This is a genomic window from Pseudomonas sp. S2_A02, from assembly GCF_054668495.1.
On the sequence record NZ_CP162776.1, the window covers coordinates 4,201,153 to 4,216,681 of the forward strand.

15 protein-coding genes and 1 pseudogene are annotated in these 15,529 nt (G+C 59.2%); 6 read left to right on the forward strand and 10 right to left on the reverse strand.

Annotated features, from left to right (window positions below; genetic code table 11):
• Positions 1-418 precede the first annotated feature (418 nt).
• Together AB4O41_RS19165 and gbdR are read left to right on the forward strand one after the other, a co-directional pair.
• Entirely contained in the window at positions 419-1,795 is a 1,377-nt protein-coding gene (locus AB4O41_RS19165) for an L-serine ammonia-lyase (protein ID WP_460144293.1), read from the forward strand.
• A 540-nt stretch (positions 1,796-2,335) separates the two neighbouring features.
• Positions 2,336-3,439 (forward strand): choline metabolism transcriptional regulator GbdR, encoded by a 1,104-nt coding sequence (gbdR, locus tag AB4O41_RS19170; protein WP_258617744.1) that lies wholly within the window; start codon positions 2,336-2,338, stop codon positions 3,437-3,439.
• 131 nt (positions 3,440-3,570) lie between these two features.
• On the opposite strand, the gene AB4O41_RS19175 is transcribed toward gbdR, so the two are convergent.
• From AB4O41_RS19175 to AB4O41_RS19200, 6 genes are all read right to left on the reverse strand, one after another.
• On the reverse strand, positions 3,571-3,834 hold the full coding sequence (locus tag AB4O41_RS19175; RefSeq protein ID WP_460144294.1) for a hypothetical protein: 264 nt from the start codon (positions 3,832-3,834) through the stop codon (positions 3,571-3,573).
• Between the two features lie 300 nt (positions 3,835-4,134).
• On the reverse strand, positions 4,135-5,298 hold the full coding sequence (locus tag AB4O41_RS19180; RefSeq protein WP_460144295.1) for a gamma-butyrobetaine dioxygenase: 1,164 nt from the start codon (positions 5,296-5,298) through the stop codon (positions 4,135-4,137).
• Positions 5,299-5,311: 13 nt separating this feature from the next.
• Complete coding sequence (locus AB4O41_RS19185; RefSeq protein WP_460144296.1) at positions 5,312-5,788, reverse strand: thioesterase family protein; 477 nt, start codon at positions 5,786-5,788, stop codon at positions 5,312-5,314.
• A 68-nt stretch (positions 5,789-5,856) separates the two neighbouring features.
• Positions 5,857-6,822: an L-carnitine dehydrogenase gene (locus tag AB4O41_RS19190; RefSeq protein WP_460144297.1), complete on the reverse strand. Its 966-nt coding sequence runs from the start codon at positions 6,820-6,822 to the stop codon at positions 5,857-5,859.
• A 140-nt stretch (positions 6,823-6,962) separates the two neighbouring features.
• On the reverse strand, positions 6,963-7,850 hold the full coding sequence (locus AB4O41_RS19195; protein ID WP_460144298.1) for a beta-keto acid cleavage family enzyme: 888 nt from the start codon (positions 7,848-7,850) through the stop codon (positions 6,963-6,965).
• Positions 7,851-7,950: 100 nt separating this feature from the next.
• Complete coding sequence (locus AB4O41_RS19200; RefSeq protein ID WP_192344854.1) at positions 7,951-8,895, reverse strand: choline ABC transporter substrate-binding protein; 945 nt, start codon at positions 8,893-8,895, stop codon at positions 7,951-7,953.
• A gap of 208 nt (positions 8,896-9,103) precedes the next feature.
• Between AB4O41_RS19200 and AB4O41_RS19205 the strand changes: the two genes are divergently transcribed.
• A complete protein-coding gene (locus tag AB4O41_RS19205; RefSeq protein WP_460144299.1) occupies positions 9,104-10,051 on the forward strand; it encodes a GlxA family transcriptional regulator in 948 nt (315 codons plus the stop codon).
• 31 nt (positions 10,052-10,082) lie between these two features.
• On the opposite strand, the gene AB4O41_RS19210 is transcribed toward AB4O41_RS19205, so the two are convergent.
• From AB4O41_RS19210 to AB4O41_RS19225, 4 genes and pseudogenes are all read right to left on the reverse strand, one after another.
• Complete coding sequence (locus AB4O41_RS19210; protein WP_460144300.1) at positions 10,083-10,499, reverse strand: DUF3010 family protein; 417 nt, start codon at positions 10,497-10,499, stop codon at positions 10,083-10,085.
• A gap of 33 nt (positions 10,500-10,532) precedes the next feature.
• Positions 10,533-10,856, reverse strand: coding sequence for a helix-turn-helix domain-containing protein (locus tag AB4O41_RS19215; protein WP_123719627.1), 324 nt, complete (start codon positions 10,854-10,856; stop codon positions 10,533-10,535).
• A pseudogene (locus tag AB4O41_RS19220) lies at positions 10,840-10,980 on the reverse strand (type II toxin-antitoxin system RelE family toxin); the annotation flags it as partial. The pseudogene AB4O41_RS19220 and the gene AB4O41_RS19215, both read right to left, overlap by 17 nt.
• 230 nt (positions 10,981-11,210) lie before the next feature.
• Positions 11,211-11,612: a lysozyme inhibitor LprI family protein gene (locus tag AB4O41_RS19225; protein ID WP_460144301.1), complete on the reverse strand. Its 402-nt coding sequence runs from the start codon at positions 11,610-11,612 to the stop codon at positions 11,211-11,213.
• Between the two features lie 236 nt (positions 11,613-11,848).
• Between AB4O41_RS19225 and AB4O41_RS19230 the strand changes: the two genes are divergently transcribed.
• The 3 genes from AB4O41_RS19230 to dgcA all read left to right on the forward strand — a co-directional run bounded on the left by AB4O41_RS19230 (position 11,849) and on the right by dgcA (position 15,511).
• The gene (locus tag AB4O41_RS19230) at positions 11,849-12,826 is read left to right on the forward strand and encodes a dipeptidase (RefSeq protein WP_007907542.1); all 978 of its coding nucleotides are present in this window, start codon (positions 11,849-11,851) and stop codon (positions 12,824-12,826) included.
• A 78-nt stretch (positions 12,827-12,904) separates the two neighbouring features.
• Positions 12,905-13,435, forward strand: a complete 531-nt coding sequence (locus AB4O41_RS19235; RefSeq protein WP_052967365.1) for a DUF5943 domain-containing protein — start codon at positions 12,905-12,907, stop codon at positions 13,433-13,435.
• Positions 13,436-13,450: 15 nt separating this feature from the next.
• The gene (gene dgcA, locus AB4O41_RS19240) at positions 13,451-15,511 is read left to right on the forward strand and encodes a dimethylglycine demethylation protein DgcA (RefSeq protein ID WP_008008115.1); all 2,061 of its coding nucleotides are present in this window, start codon (positions 13,451-13,453) and stop codon (positions 15,509-15,511) included.
• The last annotated feature ends 18 nt before the right edge of the window (positions 15,512-15,529 follow it).

Consider the following 15,529-nt stretch of genomic DNA (forward strand, 5'->3'; position numbering starts at 1 on the left):
TTTTTTTTGGCAGTGTTCCGACTGGACCACCGCACTTATCTGTTGCGGTTGGATGGCGTTTTGGAGACAGCTCTACCACGGCGCCTTGCAATCGAGTCGATACGATCATGTACCAGTGAAAATCTGACGCCTACAGGGGGCGTCGTAACCAGTACAGGGATGGTCGCATCCAGTGTCGGTGACGTCGTTTACAGCTTTTTTCAGCCCGTTTTGCCTCGCTGATCCGCAAAAAAACGGCGAAAACACTGCATGAGCGGCTTGCGGCGCTAGCGGGCATGAGTGCGTCGGTGTGAGACGTCGAACGACATGACAAAAGCCTGATGATGCGGCCATCTCGGCGGATTGCAGCTTGAGCGTAGCAGCTCCGTCACTGGGCGCTTTTGCGCCTGGAGCAGGCACATCCAGGAGTTCAGCAGTAATGGCTATCAGCGTTTTCGACCTGTTCAAAATCGGCATTGGCCCTTCCAGTTCACACACCGTCGGGCCTATGCGAGCTGCGGCGCTGTTCGTGCAAGGTTTGCGCGAGCAGGGTCTTTTGGAACAAGTAAGCCGTGTCGAAGTTCAGCTTTATGGTTCGCTATCTGCCACCGGCATCGGTCATGGCAGCGACAATGCGGTGATCATGGGGCTGATGGGCGAGTGGCCGGACGCGATCGATCCGTCGCAAATCGGCATCCGTATCGCGGCCCTGCGTGAAACCAACACGCTATTGCTCGACAGTCGTTTGTCGGTCCCGTTCATCTGGGCTCGGGATATGCGCCTGATCGACGAGAACCTGCCGTTCCATCCCAACGCCATGACCCTGGTTGCCGAAGGCGATCACGGCGAGCTGCATCGCGACACCTACTATTCCATCGGTGGCGGTTTTGTCGTCGATGAGGCACAAGCTTCCAGTGGCGTGGTGGATCTGGATCGCACCGTGCTGCCTTACGACTTCTCCAGTGCCGTCGAGCTGCTCAGTCTCTGCAAGCAGCACAACCTGCGCGTTGCAGAGCTGATGATGGCCAACGAGAAAGTCTGGCGCAGCGAAGAGGAAATTCGCGCCGGCCTGATGAAACTCTGGCGCGCGATGCAAGATTGCGTGGAGCAAGGCCTCAAGCACGAAGGCATCCTGCCCGGTGGCCTGAATGTGCGTCGTCGCGCAGCCAAACTGCACCGCAGCCTGCAAGAACTGAACAAACCCAACGTGATCGGCTCGACCCTGAGCGCCATGGAATGGGTGAACTTGTTCGCCTTGGCGGTCAACGAAGAAAACGCTGCCGGCGGGCGCATGGTAACGGCACCGACCAATGGCGCGGCGGGAATCATTCCGGCGGTGCTGCATTACTTTATGAAATTCAGCGAGGCAGTGACCGACGCCAACGTGGTCGATTACTTCCTCAGTGCTGCGGCGGTAGGGATTCTGTGCAAGAAGAACGCATCGATCTCCGGTGCCGAAGTCGGTTGCCAGGGTGAAGTCGGTTCGGCCTGCGCCATGGCGGCAGCCGGGTTGGCGGAGATTCTCGGTGCCACCCCGGAGCAACTGTGCAACGCGGCGGAAATCGGCCTGGAACACAACCTCGGCCTGACCTGCGACCCGGTGGGTGGCCTGGTGCAAGTGCCGTGCATCGAGCGCAACGCAATTGCCGCGGTGAAAGCGATCAACGCGGCGCAGATGGCGCTGCGCGGCGATGGTCAGCACTTTATCTCGCTGGACCGGGTGATCCGCACCATGCGTGATACCGGTGCCGACATGCACGACAAATATAAAGAGACATCGCGCGGTGGGTTGGCGGTTAGCGCGGTTGAATGTTGAGACCGGGTTGACCCCATCGCGGGCAAGCCCGCTCCCACAAGTATTTGTGGTGTGTATTAGTTCTTCGTCACACAACAATTCCTGTGGGAGCGGGCTTGCCCGCGATAGCGCCAGACCAGTCAAAACTGCGCACCAAGTGAACACCCGCACCAAAACGCGCCACCTTTTAGCGCGTCGCAAACAGGTAAGTCTGTCTTCCCTGATCGGGGATCCAATTCAAGCCTGACCGTCCGTCACCCGTGCCTGCGGTGACACTCGTTCCCGGCACGTCGCAGCCCGGTTCCCACAAGTGCTACCGATTTGCTCACAGGCAACGGGGTAGCGGGTTTGCGGCCTCTAATGGCACTTATAACCTCTTATCTCTGCGCGCCATATCCAGACACATCGCGACGTCGTTTTCAGGAGTTATTGAACACGTATTCAATTTTAGGCATGGCAATTGCTCTGTCATTACAAAGCCCGTCTCCCACGCGAGAACGATGGCAATAAAAAGAGCCTCCGCCTGAGGCCATCACCCGCTTTGTGTGAGGAGATACCGCGATGACGACGTTCAACTCCGGGGCCCAACCCCAGAACCGTGCGCCTCAATCCATCGGCTTTTTGCTGCTGGACAATTTCACGCTTATTTCTCTGGCCTCCGCAGTAGAACCTCTGCGCATGGCCAACCAATTGTCCGGCCGCGAGCTGTATCGCTGGACCACACTCACCGTTGATGGCGGTCAGGTCTGGGCCAGTGACGGTCTGCAGATCACCCCCGACGCTGCGATGCACAAAGCGCCTCCCCTGGACACTGTGATTGTCTGCGGCGGTATCGGCATTCAGCGCACCGTGACCCGCGAGCACGTATCGTGGCTGCAAAGTCAGGCGCGTCAGCATCGTCGTCTTGGCGCGGTTTGCACCGGCAGCTGGGCCTTGGCGTGCGCCGGTCTGCTGGACGGTTTCGATTGCAGCGTGCACTGGGAATGCCTGGCGTCGATGCAGGAAGCTTTCCCGCGGGTGGCCATGAGCACCCGGCTGTTCACCCTCGACCGTAACCGTTTCACCAGCTCCGGCGGCACCGCGCCGCTGGACATGATGTTGCACCTGATCAGCCGCGATCACGGTCGTGAACTGTCGGCCGCGATCTCGGAGATGTTTGTCTACGAGCGCATCCGCAACGAGCAGGATCACCAGCGCGTGCCACTCAAGCACATGCTCGGCACCAACCAGCCGAAGTTGCAGGAAATCGTGGCGTTGATGGAAGCCAACCTCGAAGAGCCGATCGACCTCGATGAGCTGGCGGTGTACGTCGCTGTTTCGCGTCGTCAGCTGGAGCGGCTGTTCCAGAAATACCTGCACTGTTCGCCGTCGAGGTACTACCTGAAACTGCGTCTGATCCGCGCTCGGCAGCTACTCAAGCAAACGCCGATGTCGATCATCGAAGTCGCGTCGGTATGTGGTTTCGTGTCTACGCCGCACTTCTCCAAGTGCTACCGCGAATACTTCGGCATTCCGCCGCGTGACGAGCGTGTGGGTTCCAACACCACACAACAAGTGGCGATGATGCCGCTGCCGCAAGCCTTGGTGCTATCGCCGTTGTCCGGGCCGCTGTCGGCGTTGAGTCAGGCGCGCAATGAGTCGACTTTCGCGAGCGTAAGGCTCTAATGCTCTGATCGTTCCCACGCTCTGCGTGGGAATGCCTCAATGGACGCTCTGCGTCCGCTTCGGCAGGGACGCGGAGCGTCCCGGGCTGCATTCCCATGCAGAGCGTGGGAACGATCATGGCGAGGCGGTACTCAGGCGCTACGGCTTTGCTGGTACTGCGCCAATGCGGGTAACAGTTGCTGGTCAATGGCCTGGCGCACGGCCGGCAGGATGGTCGCGCTGCTGGTGTACATCTGCTTGACCATGGTCCGCAGCGTCATCGCCCGCTCGTCGTTCAAGCCTCGCACCGCACACTCGCAAGCCTGTTCGGCTGTAGAGCCATTCGGCACTTGAAAACCCAACGATTTCAGCTGGCCCAACAGGTCTTCCTGGTCAATCAAATCGGCGTGCATCATGACGCAATCCTTCTTCAGGGAACGGTGTCGTGGCTCGATTCTGGTAGGGGCTGGGGATGGCGGCAAGGACGATTTGTCGCAATGGCCGCAATACCTATGAACAGGTCGTTTTCGGCTAACTTGCGAGCGAGGAGAGTGGGCACACTGGACTCAGCTGGATTCACGAAGGTTTGGTCACCCTCGCGCAACGGCTCCTCAACAGTACCCACCTCTGCCCCGATCCTGTCACGGCTTGATCGGGGTTTTTTTTGCGTGTGAATCAGAGGGTTTGGTGTTGCCCGCGATGAACGATGACGCGGTTTATCTTTGCAATACCAATATCCGCGACAACAACTCATCCCGATCAACATAACACCCCTGGAAATGCCGGGCGCCGGTAGCGGGGTCGAAAGCGTTGCGGGCGTGGAGGGTGCGGCGGTTGTCGAAGCACCACAGCTCGCCGGGATTGAGCCTTTGCATCAGCCTGAACCGCACCTCGCGGGTCATCGTAATGAAGCGTCGGTAAGCGCGATACAGCTTGGGCATTTGCTCGACTGAAGCATCGAACGGCCCACGCAGAAAGTTCGCCATGCGGATTTCCGACACTTGCCCGAAAGAGTCCAGAGCGATGATCGGCGCCAGACAGCGATAGTCGCTATGGCGGTCCTTGTTGCGGAATTCCACGGGTATTTCACACAAGGCCTGAAATGCCTCGGGATCTTCCCGACGCAAGGCTTCAGCGATGGCAAAACCGTCGACGAAAATGCTCTCGCCACCGTCGGCGTCATTGACCAGGCAATGCAGAAATTGCAGCCCCGGTTGCAACTCTCGGGTCGGCAGGTCGCTGTGCGGCGGCAGGTTGAAGGCGGTGTAGGCATTGCTGTCGGCGTTGGCCTTGGATTGCACATTGAACAGCACGCCGAAATTGCTCTCGCGGATGAAGGAGATCCGTTGGGCGATCAGCTTCAGTGAGCCCGGCTCCGTGGGCACACCGCGAACCTGGGTCAGGCCGATGTCGCGCACGGCCAGCAACCATTGCAGCAAGGCATCGTTGTCGTCCATCAACGCCTGATAGTCGAACACCGGCAACTTCAGCTGGCTGTCCCACAGCTTGTTTTTCGGTTTGGTGGCCCGGCGTTCGGCGCGGGACTCGTCGTCATAGGCGTGGGCTCGCAGCCAGCCCGGGTCGAAGCGGCTGAGATGGCCGTCCTGCCAATCGATACACAGGCAACCTTCGGCATCGATTCGCGCACTGTCGGGGATCAGATTTTCCGCGACATCGACGATTTCCAGCACTTGCTCGCGGGTCACCGTGTAGACGCACTGCGGGCACGGGCAGTTGTCCCGTAGCCATTGATGATGAAAAGGGCTGACCCGACCGTCCGCCCACTGCACTTGAATGCGGTCCGCCAGGGGGTGCACGGCGGTCAACGCGCTGATCAACGGGTAGGTGCGGAAATCGGCAAAAGCGGCGGCGGTGTTCATGACGAGCTCCTTATTATTTTTCGGGCGGTAAAGCGATTACTCGACCGATTAAGGCGGGTGCGGGCAGGTCGGCTTGCTCGGCGACAATGGCTTGCAGTTTGCTCAAGGTTTCTTCGCTGAACGGTGCGGATCGTGGCCCGGCGAGGTCGACGTGCAGCAGCATTTGTTCATTGCCCGCCAGCTCCTTGTCACCGCCCACCAGATGCAGGCTGTGGTAGAGGTGCAGGCGCTTGCGGTCATGGCCGATGATCTGGGTGTGCACTTCGACATCGGCATCGAGCTTCACTTCGTGCAGGTAGTTGAGGTGCAGTTCGAGGGTGAACAGCGAGTTGCCGCTGGCTTCGCGGTCGTTGCTGTCCATGCCCAGTCGATCCATCAGCGCGTCGGTGGCGTAGCTGAAGATGAGCAGGTAGAAGGCATCGCGCAGGTGGCCGTTGTAGTCGACCCAGTCGGGGATGATTTTGGTTTGGTAGGTGGTGAGGGTGGGCATCTTGCTCTCCAGAGATGATCGGGGATGATCGTTCCCACGCAGAGCGTGGGAACGATCAGTGAGCCGGCTTATTCGCTGAACGCCATCCCATGCTTCTCTTTGGTGGTCTTCACCGCCTCCAGCACCGCCAGCAAACAATCATCACGATAGAGCTCCAGCGCCGAGATGCTGTGTTTGCCCAATTGCTCGCTGGTGCCATCCACCACGTCATCGATCAATTTGTCGGTCAGCTCTGGTGCCGGCAGATACGTCCAGGGCAACTGCAACGCCGGCCCGAACTGCGCCATGAAGTGCCGCATGCCTGCGTCGCCGCCTGCCAAGGTGTAAGTCAGGAAGGTGCCCATGAACGACCAGCGCAGGCCCGCGCCAAAACGAATCGCATCATCGATTTCGCCAGTGGTCGCCACGCCGTCGTTGACCAGATGCAACGCCTCACGCCACAACGCTTCGAGCAAACGGTCGGCAATAAATCCAGGTACTTCCTTGCGCACATGCAGTGGGCGCATGCCTAAGGATTCATAGACTTTCATCGCCGCTTGTACCGCTTCTGGCGCAGTGTTTTTGCCCCCGACCACTTCCACCAATGGCAGCAGGTAAACCGGGTTGAACGGGTGCCCGACCACGCAGCGTTCCGGGTGGGTCGAACTCTCGTAGAACTCGCTCGGCAACAGCCCCGAAGTACTGGAAGCGATCAAGGCATTGGGCTTGGCCGCCGCGCTGATTTTGCTGTGCAGTTCCAGTTTCAGGTCCAGTCGTTCTGGCGCACTTTCCTGAATGAAATCTGCGTCGCGAACGCATTCTTCGATGGTGGCGACAAAGCGCAGACGATCCGGCGATGCGTCGGGTGCCAGGCCTTGTTTCTCTAGTGCGCCCCAGGCATTGGCGACGCGTTTGCGCAGCGCCGCTTCGGCACCGGGCGCCGGGTCCCAAGCCACCACATCGAGGCCATGGGCGAGGGCGCGAGACACCCAGCCGCTGCCGATGACACCGCTGCCCAGTGCGGCGAAGGTTTTGATATCAGTGATAAAGCTCATGGCGACGTCCTAAAAAGGTTGGTTATCCCTGTAGGAGCGAGGCTTGCCCGCGAAGAGGCCGGTACATCCGACGGATCTCTTACGGCAGCAATACCGCCTTCGCGGGCAAGCCTCGCTCCTACAGGTATTGTGTGTGGGGGTTAACCGCGCGTGGTCAGGCCCATTTTCTTACGGCCTTCAGCAGGCGTCAGAACACGGGCGCCGAGGCGGCTGAGGATTTCCGAGGCGCGTTCGACCAGTTGGCCGTTGGTCGCCAAAACACCCTTGTCCAGCCACAGGTTGTCTTCCAGACCGACCCGCACGTTGCCGCCGAGCAGCACCGCTTGCGCCGCCATTGGCATCTGCATGCGACCGATGCCGAACCCGGCCCAGACCGCGTCGGCCGGCAGGTTGTCGACCATGGCTTTCATGGTGGTGGTGTCGGCCGGTGCGCCCCACGGGATGCCCAGACACAGCTGAAACAGCGGGTTATCGAGCAGGCCTTCCTTGATCATCTGCTTGGCGAACCACAGGTGACCGGTGTCGAAGATTTCCAGCTCAGGCTTAACGCCCAGCTCTTGAATGCGTTTGGCGCCAGCGCGCAGTTGCGCTGGGGTGGACACGTAAATGGTGTCGCCGTCACCGAAGTTCAGGGTGCCGCAATCCAGCGTGCAGATTTCCGGCAGCAGTTCTTCGACATGGGCCAGACGGGTCAGCGGGCCGACCAAGTCGGTGTTCGGACCGAACTCCATCGGGTTCTCGCCCGCGCCGATTTCCAGGTCGCCGCCCATGCCGGCAGTGAGGTTGACGATGATGTCGACGTCGGCCTCGCGGATACGCTCCATCACTTCACGGTACAACGCCACGTCACGGCTGAACTTGCCGGTTTGCGGGTCGCGAACGTGGCAGTGGACCACGGTGGCGCCAGCCTTGGCGGCTTCCACGGCGGCCGCGGCGATTTGTTTCGGGGTGACCGGCACGTGTGGGCTTCTGGCGGTCGTGTCGCCAGCACCGGTGAGTGCGCAGGTGATGATGACGTCGTGGTTCATGAGGCGGTTCCTTACAGGCGTGATTTTTGGGTGTGGCTCAGGGCGTGACGATTCCGTTCGCAGCCCGCATCGGGCTGCGAATCGGTGATTCATTTCAGGTTTATTTACTGGTCAGTTTCAGGTTTTCAGCCGCCGGTTTGCCATCGAAGGTGGTCACGCCTTCGAGCCAGCGTTGCTTGTCTTGCGGGTGATCTTTCAGCCATTGCTTGGCCGACTCGAAAGCGTCCTTGTGATCGAGCAGCGGCTGCATCATCCGGCTCTCGTCTTCGGCGGTGTAGGTCAGGTTGCTCAGCAAACGTCCAATGTTCGGGCATTGCTCGGCGTATTTAGGCGCGGTGACCGTCCACACGGTGGCCATGCCTTCGTTCGGGCCGAGGGCGTCTTCACTGCCGGTGAGGTAGGTCATTTGCACGTTGACGTTCATCGGGTGCGGCGCCCAGCCGAAGAACACCACGGCTTCCTTGCGCCGCACGGCGCGATCCACCGCCGCAAGCATGCCGGCTTCGCTGGACTCGACCAGCTGGAACTTGCCCAGGCCGAACTGGTTCTTGGCGATCATCGCCTTGATCTGAGTATTGGCGCCCGAGCCAGGCTCGATGCCGTAAATCTTGCCGCCCAGTTCTTTTTCGAATTTGGCGATGTCAGCGAAGGTTTTCAGGCCTTTGTCGGCGAGGTAAGTCGGAACGGCGAGGGTGGCGCGAGCATCCTTGAGGCTTGGCGCTTCAAGCACTTTGACCTGCTTGGCATCGACAAACGGCGTAATGGTCTGCGTCATCAGCGGGTTCCAGTAACCGAGGAACAAGTCCAGCCGCTGGTCGCGAATCCCGGCGAAGATGATTTGCTGGGAGGCGCTGGTCTGTTTGGTGTTGTAGCCGAGGCCATCGAGCAGGACCTGGGTCATGGCGCTGGTGGCGATTACGTCGGTCCAGTTCACCACGCCCATGCGCACGTTCTGGCACGACGCGGGTTCGGCGGCCATGACGCTGGCGCTCAAGAAAGCGGTACCGCTGAGTGCAAGAACACAGCTGCTGATCAGTCGTTTCATGTCGGGTTCCTCGGCAGGTCGTTATTGTGGGTCCGGGCGTCTTCGTGCGCCGGTGTTGCCAAGTTACGCAGCAAAGCCCCCGTAAAAACGCACTGCGGCGACCAGCTCTTGCACTGCAGCGACCTGCGCGCTTGATTGCCGGTTGCAAGTGGCGTATCAACGTCCACACGCTACCCGCCCTCTCGCTACCTGCCATCGAGTGCGCTCCATGTCCCAGGATTTCTACTTCTTGTTGATGCCGGGTTTTTCGGCGATCGGTTTCATCTCGGCCATCGAGCCGCTGCGGGTCGCCAATCGCTTTCGCGGTGAGCTGTACCGCTGGCATGTGTTGAGCGCTGATGGCGGGGCGGTGCTGGCCAGTAATGGCATGTCGGTCAACGCCGATGCAGCGCTGGAACCCCTGAAGAAAGGCGCAACCTTGCTGGTGGTCGCCGGTTTCGAACCGCTGAAATTCACCACCCCGGCGATGGAGCACTGGTTGCGTCGTTTGGACAACGAAGGCGTGACGCTCGGCGCTATCGACACCGGCAGCTTTGTCCTCGCCGAAGCCGGCCTGCTCGACGGCCACCGCCTGACCCTGCACTGGGAAGCTATCGATGCTTTCAAAGAGTCTTATCCACAGCTCAGCGTCACTCAGGAGCTGTTCGAGATCGACCGTCGGCGCATCACCTCTGCCGGCGGCACGGCTTCCATCGATCTGATGCTCGACCTCATCGGCCAAGCCCACGGCCCGGAATTGGCGATTCAGGTCAGCGAACAGTTCGTACTCGGGCGCATCCGCCCGCGTAAAGACCACCAGCGCATGGAAGTTGCCACGCGTTATGGCATCAGCAACAAGAAGCTAGTGCAGGTGATCGGGGAGATGGAACAGCACAGCGAACCGCCGCTGAGTACGCTGGCGCTGGCGGAATCGATCAAAGTCACCCGGCGTCAGCTGGAACGCCTGTTTCGCCTGCATCTGAACGACACGCCGAGCAATTTCTATCTGCGGTTAAGGCTGGAGAAGGCGCGGCAGTTGCTGCGCCAGACGAACATGAGTGTGTTGGAGGTGAGTATCGCGTGCGGGTTTGAATCGCCGTCGTATTTCACCCGCAGTTATCGAGCGAGATTTGAGCGGTGCCCGCGTGAAGACCGACAGCAAAGCCAGAAGGCCTGAAACCGACCCTCTGTAGGAGCGAGGTGTGTCGTTACTTCTTCATCAGGGCCGAGCACGCCGCTTTGTAAGCCTCATGCTGATACTTGTTCAACGTGTCCGGCAGTGCAAAATCGAACTTCTTGTTCTGCGCATTAATGGTCTGCGGCGACAGTAGTGTCACCTCGCAATTTTCCAGCAGCTGGAAAATCCCCTCGATCTTGAACGTAGTCGGCCCACCGGCGAACTCACCTTTCTTGCTGCGTTTCTTGATCGCGATCCGGTCGATTGAATTCTCGCGAACAAACGACGCCACGTGCGCTGCGAACAGCTTGACGTTGGCCGCCTCGTCATCCTCATCGAGGGCGATTTTCTTGGTGTTGAGCGCGACATGACTCAGGCTCGTACCGTCGAGGGACGCCACGGCGATGATCGCTTCGCTGCCTTTGATTTCGATGCCGCAGACTTTCATGTTGAATCCCTTAACTGGCTGATGGCGTTCAGCTTACAACTCTAGTTGGTTGGCGGTGATGCCAAAAGCTGCGGCAATTTTTTCACGGGTTGCCTTGCGGGGCTTGGCGACCGTCTCTTGCTGGGCGAAAGCCGGTTGTGAAATGCCCATGCGCTTGGCAACTTCATCCTGCGTAAGGTTCAGGTGTTCGCGCCAGGCGCGAATGGGCGTCGCGCCATCGACGATGCGACTGACCACTTCGTGGGGGATTAGATCGGGCTCGATCTTCTGCGCCACATATTGCGCGTACGGAATGACTACGAACGCTGGTTTTCCTTCCGCGTCGTTGATGATTTGAATCTCAGTAGGTGCGTTCATCGCGTTTTTTGACCTCTTGAATACTGACCACTTTGATCGCGCCATCCCAGTCGAACATGACCCGATAGCTACCGACTCGCAGTCGATAGGCATAGTCATGACCAACCAGTGCTTTGACGTTGCCTCCAGTGAATGCTGTTCATGGGAGAGTATAAGTCTTTTATAAGATTTGCTAATCTTTGCTTATATTTTTCAGGTGGCCAACAAACGAAATTTGTCGGGATGTTGCTCGAAAAAAGTGCTTTAACCCTTACCCAGCGGGAGTTGTAGGCCTGCTCGGTGAAGCCTGTGGGAAAGGTCTTAATTGAAAGTAAAAGCTGGTAGGGCTACCAGCTTTCGACGGGCGATTCAGGATCACTCCTGCCCAATCGTCTCCAAAAACTCCGACCGCTCGTCACTCATTCGCGCCACGCAATCATTCTGCGCAATGGTGAATGCTTTGCTACCACTGGTCGCCGGAAATGCATCCACAGCGCAATCGGCATCCCGGGTTTTCAGCCATTGCTGTTGTGCGGTTTTGATTTTGGCGGTGATGTCGGTCAGTTGTGCCTTGTTGTTGCCGTAAAGCGTTTGCATGCGCTCGGTCAGGCTCTGATAGTTGTCGCTCAGCAGCTGTTCGGCGGTGGTTCTGCTGTAGGCCGAGCATTCCAGGGTCTGGATTTCGTTTTCGACGGCGTCGCAGGGATTGTCGTCGGCCTCTTCAGCTGCTTGTACGCCAGTCGCTATCAGTGCCAAAGCCAGGAAGATCGATTTCATTGCGTCGCCGCCCTTAATTCAGTGATTACACCAAGTGATGCGGCGAATTCTGGCCCAAGCAGGCGGCGTTGGATAGGTAGGCAATGACGCCTGTTGATGACCCTTTGTCGCGGATTGACGCTTTCGGCAAACCCCCTGTCGTTTTTGCACCCGGCTGCCCCGTCCCTCAGGCATATGCTGGCCCCAAAGCGCCGGCACACGATTCGGCGCATGAATCGCTAATAGGGGACAGCCTGATGAGCCCAGCCGAATTGCACGCCGACAGCATCGTTATCGACGGGCTGATTATTGCCAAGTGGAACCGCGAGCTGTTTGAAGACATGCGCAAGGGCGGTCTGACCGCGGCCAACTGCACCGTGTCGGTGTGGGAGGGCTTCCAGGCCACTGTCAACAATATCGCCGCCAGCCAGAAGCTGATCCGCGAGAACAGCGACCTGGTGATTCCGGTGCGCACCACCGCCGATATCCGCAAGGCCAAGGAACAGGGCAAGACCGGCATCCTCTTTGGCTTCCAGAATGCTCACGCGTTTGAAGATCAGATCGGCTATGTCGAGGTCTTCAAGCAGCTCGGCGTCGGTATCGTGCAGATGTGCTACAACACCCAAAACCTGGTCGGTACCGGTTGCTACGAGCGCGATGGCGGCCTGTCGGGTTTCGGTCGTGAAATCGTTGCCGAGATGAACCGTGTCGGCGTCATGTGCGACCTGTCCCACGTCGGCTCGAAAACGTCCGAAGAAGTCATCCTCGAATCCAAGAAGCCGGTTTGCTATTCCCATTGCCTGCCGTCGGGTCTGAAAGTGCACCCGCGTAACAAATCCGACGAAGAGCTGAAGTTCATCGCCGATCACGGTGGTTTCGTTGGTGTGACCATGTTCGCGCCGTTCCTGGCCAAGGGCATCGATTCGACCATCGACGACTACGCCGAAGCCATCGAATACACCATGAACATCGTCGGCGAAGACGCCATCGGCATCGGCACCGACTTCACCCAGGGCCATGGCCAGGACTTCTTCGAATACCTGACCCATGACAAGGGCTACGCCCGCCGTCTGACCAGCTTCGGCAAGATCATCAACCCGCTGGGCATCCGCACCGTGGGCGAGTTCCCGAACCTGACCGAGACCCTGCTCAAGCGCGGCCATTCCGAGCGGGTGGTACGCAAGATCATGGGCGAGAACTGGGTGAACGTCCTCAAAGACGTTTGGGGCGAATAAGCCACCGCACCTCTGAATCCTTTCCCCCGGCCGTCCGTGCCGGGGGCAACACAACGAATTTTCTGGAGTTAAGTTTCCATGGCCAAAATCGCCCCGCAATTGCCAATCGAAGTCGACAGCGAAACCGGTATCTGGACTTCCGACGCCCTGCCGATGCTGTATGTGCCGCGCCATTTCTTCGTCAACAACCACATGGGCATCGAGGAAGTGCTGGGCGCCGACGCCTACGCCGAAATCCTCTACAAGGCCGGCTACAAGTCCGCTTGGCACTGGTGTGAAAAAGAAGCTGAATGCCACGGCCTGGAAGGTGTTGCAGTGTTCGAGCATTACATGAAACGTCTGTCGCAACGCGGCTGGGGGCTGTTCAAGATTCAGGACATCGACCTCGACAAAGGCACCGCCAGCGTCAAGCTCGAACACTCCGCATTTGTCTACGTGTACGGCAAGGTCGGGCGCAAGGTCGACTACATGTTCACTGGCTGGTTCGCCGGCGCCATGGACCAGATCCTGGCCGCTCGCGGCAGCAAGATCCGTACAGTCGCCGAACAAGTCTACGGTGGCTCCGAAGAAGGCCACGACGACGGTTTGTTCACCGTCAAGCCGTTGTAAGTCGAGGACCCCGCCATGGCTTTCGAAGCAATGTTCCAGCCGATCCAGATCGGCAAACTGACCATCCGCAACCGCGTGCTCAGCACCGCGCACGCCGAGGTCTACGCCACCGACGGCGGCATGACCACCGACCGGTACGTCAAGTATTACGAAGAGAAAGCCAAGGGCGGGATCGGCCTGGCGATTTGCGGCGGTTCCTCCAGTGTGGCCATCGACAGCCCGCAAGGCTGGTGGAAGTCGGTCAACCTGGCCGACGACCGGATCATTCCGCACTTCCAGAACCTGGCTGACGCCATGCACAAGCATGGCGCCAAGATCATGATCCAGATTACCCACATGGGCCGACGTTCGCGCTGGGACGGCGAGCATTGGCCAACCCTGCTGTCGCCGTCGGGCATCCGTGAACCGGTGCACCGCGCGACCTGCAAAACCATCGAGCCGGAAGAAATCTGGCGGGTGATCGGCAACTACGCAAGCGCAGCCGCGCGGGCCAAGGCCGGTGGCCTGGATGGCGTCGAATTATCCGCCGTGCACCAGCACATGATCGATCAGTTCTGGAGCCCGCGCGTCAACAAGCGTACCGATGAATGGGGCGGCAGCTTCGAGAATCGCATGCGTTTCGGCCTGGAAGTGATCAAGGCTGTGCGCAAGGAAGTCGGTCCGGATTTCTGCGTCGGCATCCGCCTGTGCGGTGACGAATTCCACCCGGACGGCTTGTCCCACGAGGACATGAAACAGATCGCCAAGTACTACGATGACACCGGCATGATCGACTTCATCGGCGTCGTTGGTTCGGGTTGCGACACCCACAATACCCTGGCCAACGTGATTCCGAACATGAGTTATCCACCGGAGCCATTCCTGCATTTGGCCGCCGGTATCAAAGAAGTGGTGAAGGCCCCGGTTTTGCATGCGCAGAACATCAAGGATCCGAACCAGGCGACTCGTATTCTGGAAGGCGGTTACGTCGACATGGTCGGCATGACCCGCGCCCACATCGCCGACCCGCACCTGATCGCCAAGATCAAAATGGGTCAGGTCGACCAGATCAAACAGTGCGTCGGCGCCAACTACTGCATCGACCGTCAGTACCAGGGCCTGGACGTCTTGTGCATCCAGAACGCCGCGACTTCCCGTGAATACATGGGCGTGCCGCACATCATCGAGAAATCGACCGGTGTGAAGCGCAAAGTCGTGGTGGTCGGTGCCGGTCCTGCGGGGATGGAAGCGGCTCGCGTGTCGGCCGAACGTGGCCACGATGTGACCCTGTTCGAGAAGAAAGAATTCATCGGCGGTCAGATCACTACCGCGTCGAAAGCTCCACAACGGGACCAGATCGCCGGCATCACTCGCTGGTTCCAACTGGAACTGGCGCGCTTGAAAGTCGATCTGCGCCTGGGCGTGGCGGCGGATGCGGCGACCATTCTCGACCTGCGTCCGGACGTGGTGGTACTCGCCGTCGGCGGTCATCCGTTCCTGGAGCAGAACGAACACTGGGGCGCGGCTGAAGGCCTGGTGGTCAGCAGTTGGGACATCCTCGACGGCAAGGTTGCGCCGGGCAAGAACGTGCTGGTCTACGACACCATTTGCGAGTTCACCGGGATGTCGACGGCCGACTTCCTCGCCGACAAGGGCAGCCAGGTCGAGATCGTCACCGACGACATCAAACCGGGTGTGGCCATCGGCGGTACGTCGTTCCCGACTTACTACCGCAGCATGTACCCGAAAGAAGTGATCATGACCGGCGACATGATGCTGGAGAAGGTCTACCGCGAAGGCGACAAACTGGTGGCGGTGCTGGAAAACGAATACACCGGCGCCAAAGAGGAGCGGGTGGTGGACCAGGTCGTCGTCGAGAACGGCGTGCGTCCAGACGAAGAAATCTACTACGCGTTGAAGGAAGGCTCGCGCAACAAAGGCCAGATGGACATCGAAGCTTTGTTCGCGATCAAGCCACAACCTTCGTTGAGCCAGGCGGGCGACGGCTACTTGCTGTTCCGCATTGGCGACTGCGTGGCCCAGCGCAACACCCACGCGGCGATCTATGACGCGTTGCGGTTGTGCAAGGATTTCTAAGAGCTTGTGGATAACCTG

Coding starts and splice junctions, on each gene's coding strand:
- AB4O41_RS19185 (WP_460144296.1), bottom strand. CDS start 5,788: ATGCCCACCCTCACCACCTACCAAACCAAAATCATCCCCGACTGGGTC.
- AB4O41_RS19215 (WP_123719627.1), bottom strand. CDS start 10,856: ATGAACGCACCTACTGAGATTCAAATCATCAACGACGCGGAAGGAAAA.
- AB4O41_RS19190 (WP_460144297.1), bottom strand. CDS start 6,822: ATGAGCTTTATCACTGATATCAAAACCTTCGCCGCACTGGGCAGCGGT.
- gbdR (WP_258617744.1), top strand. CDS start 2,336: ATGACGACGTTCAACTCCGGGGCCCAACCCCAGAACCGTGCGCCTCAA.
- AB4O41_RS19195 (WP_460144298.1), bottom strand. CDS start 7,850: ATGAACCACGACGTCATCATCACCTGCGCACTCACCGGTGCTGGCGAC.
- AB4O41_RS19180 (WP_460144295.1), bottom strand. CDS start 5,298: ATGAACACCGCCGCCGCTTTTGCCGATTTCCGCACCTACCCGTTGATC.
- AB4O41_RS19165 (WP_460144293.1), top strand. CDS start 419: ATGGCTATCAGCGTTTTCGACCTGTTCAAAATCGGCATTGGCCCTTCC.
- AB4O41_RS19175 (WP_460144294.1), bottom strand. CDS start 3,834: ATGATGCACGCCGATTTGATTGACCAGGAAGACCTGTTGGGCCAGCTG.
- AB4O41_RS19235 (WP_052967365.1), top strand. CDS start 12,905: ATGGCCAAAATCGCCCCGCAATTGCCAATCGAAGTCGACAGCGAAACC.
- AB4O41_RS19210 (WP_460144300.1), bottom strand. CDS start 10,499: ATGAAAGTCTGCGGCATCGAAATCAAAGGCAGCGAAGCGATCATCGCC.
- AB4O41_RS19225 (WP_460144301.1), bottom strand. CDS start 11,612: ATGAAATCGATCTTCCTGGCTTTGGCACTGATAGCGACTGGCGTACAA.
- AB4O41_RS19200 (WP_192344854.1), bottom strand. CDS start 8,895: ATGAAACGACTGATCAGCAGCTGTGTTCTTGCACTCAGCGGTACCGCT.
- AB4O41_RS19230 (WP_007907542.1), top strand. CDS start 11,849: ATGAGCCCAGCCGAATTGCACGCCGACAGCATCGTTATCGACGGGCTG.
- AB4O41_RS19205 (WP_460144299.1), top strand. CDS start 9,104: ATGTCCCAGGATTTCTACTTCTTGTTGATGCCGGGTTTTTCGGCGATC.
- dgcA (WP_008008115.1), top strand. CDS start 13,451: ATGGCTTTCGAAGCAATGTTCCAGCCGATCCAGATCGGCAAACTGACC.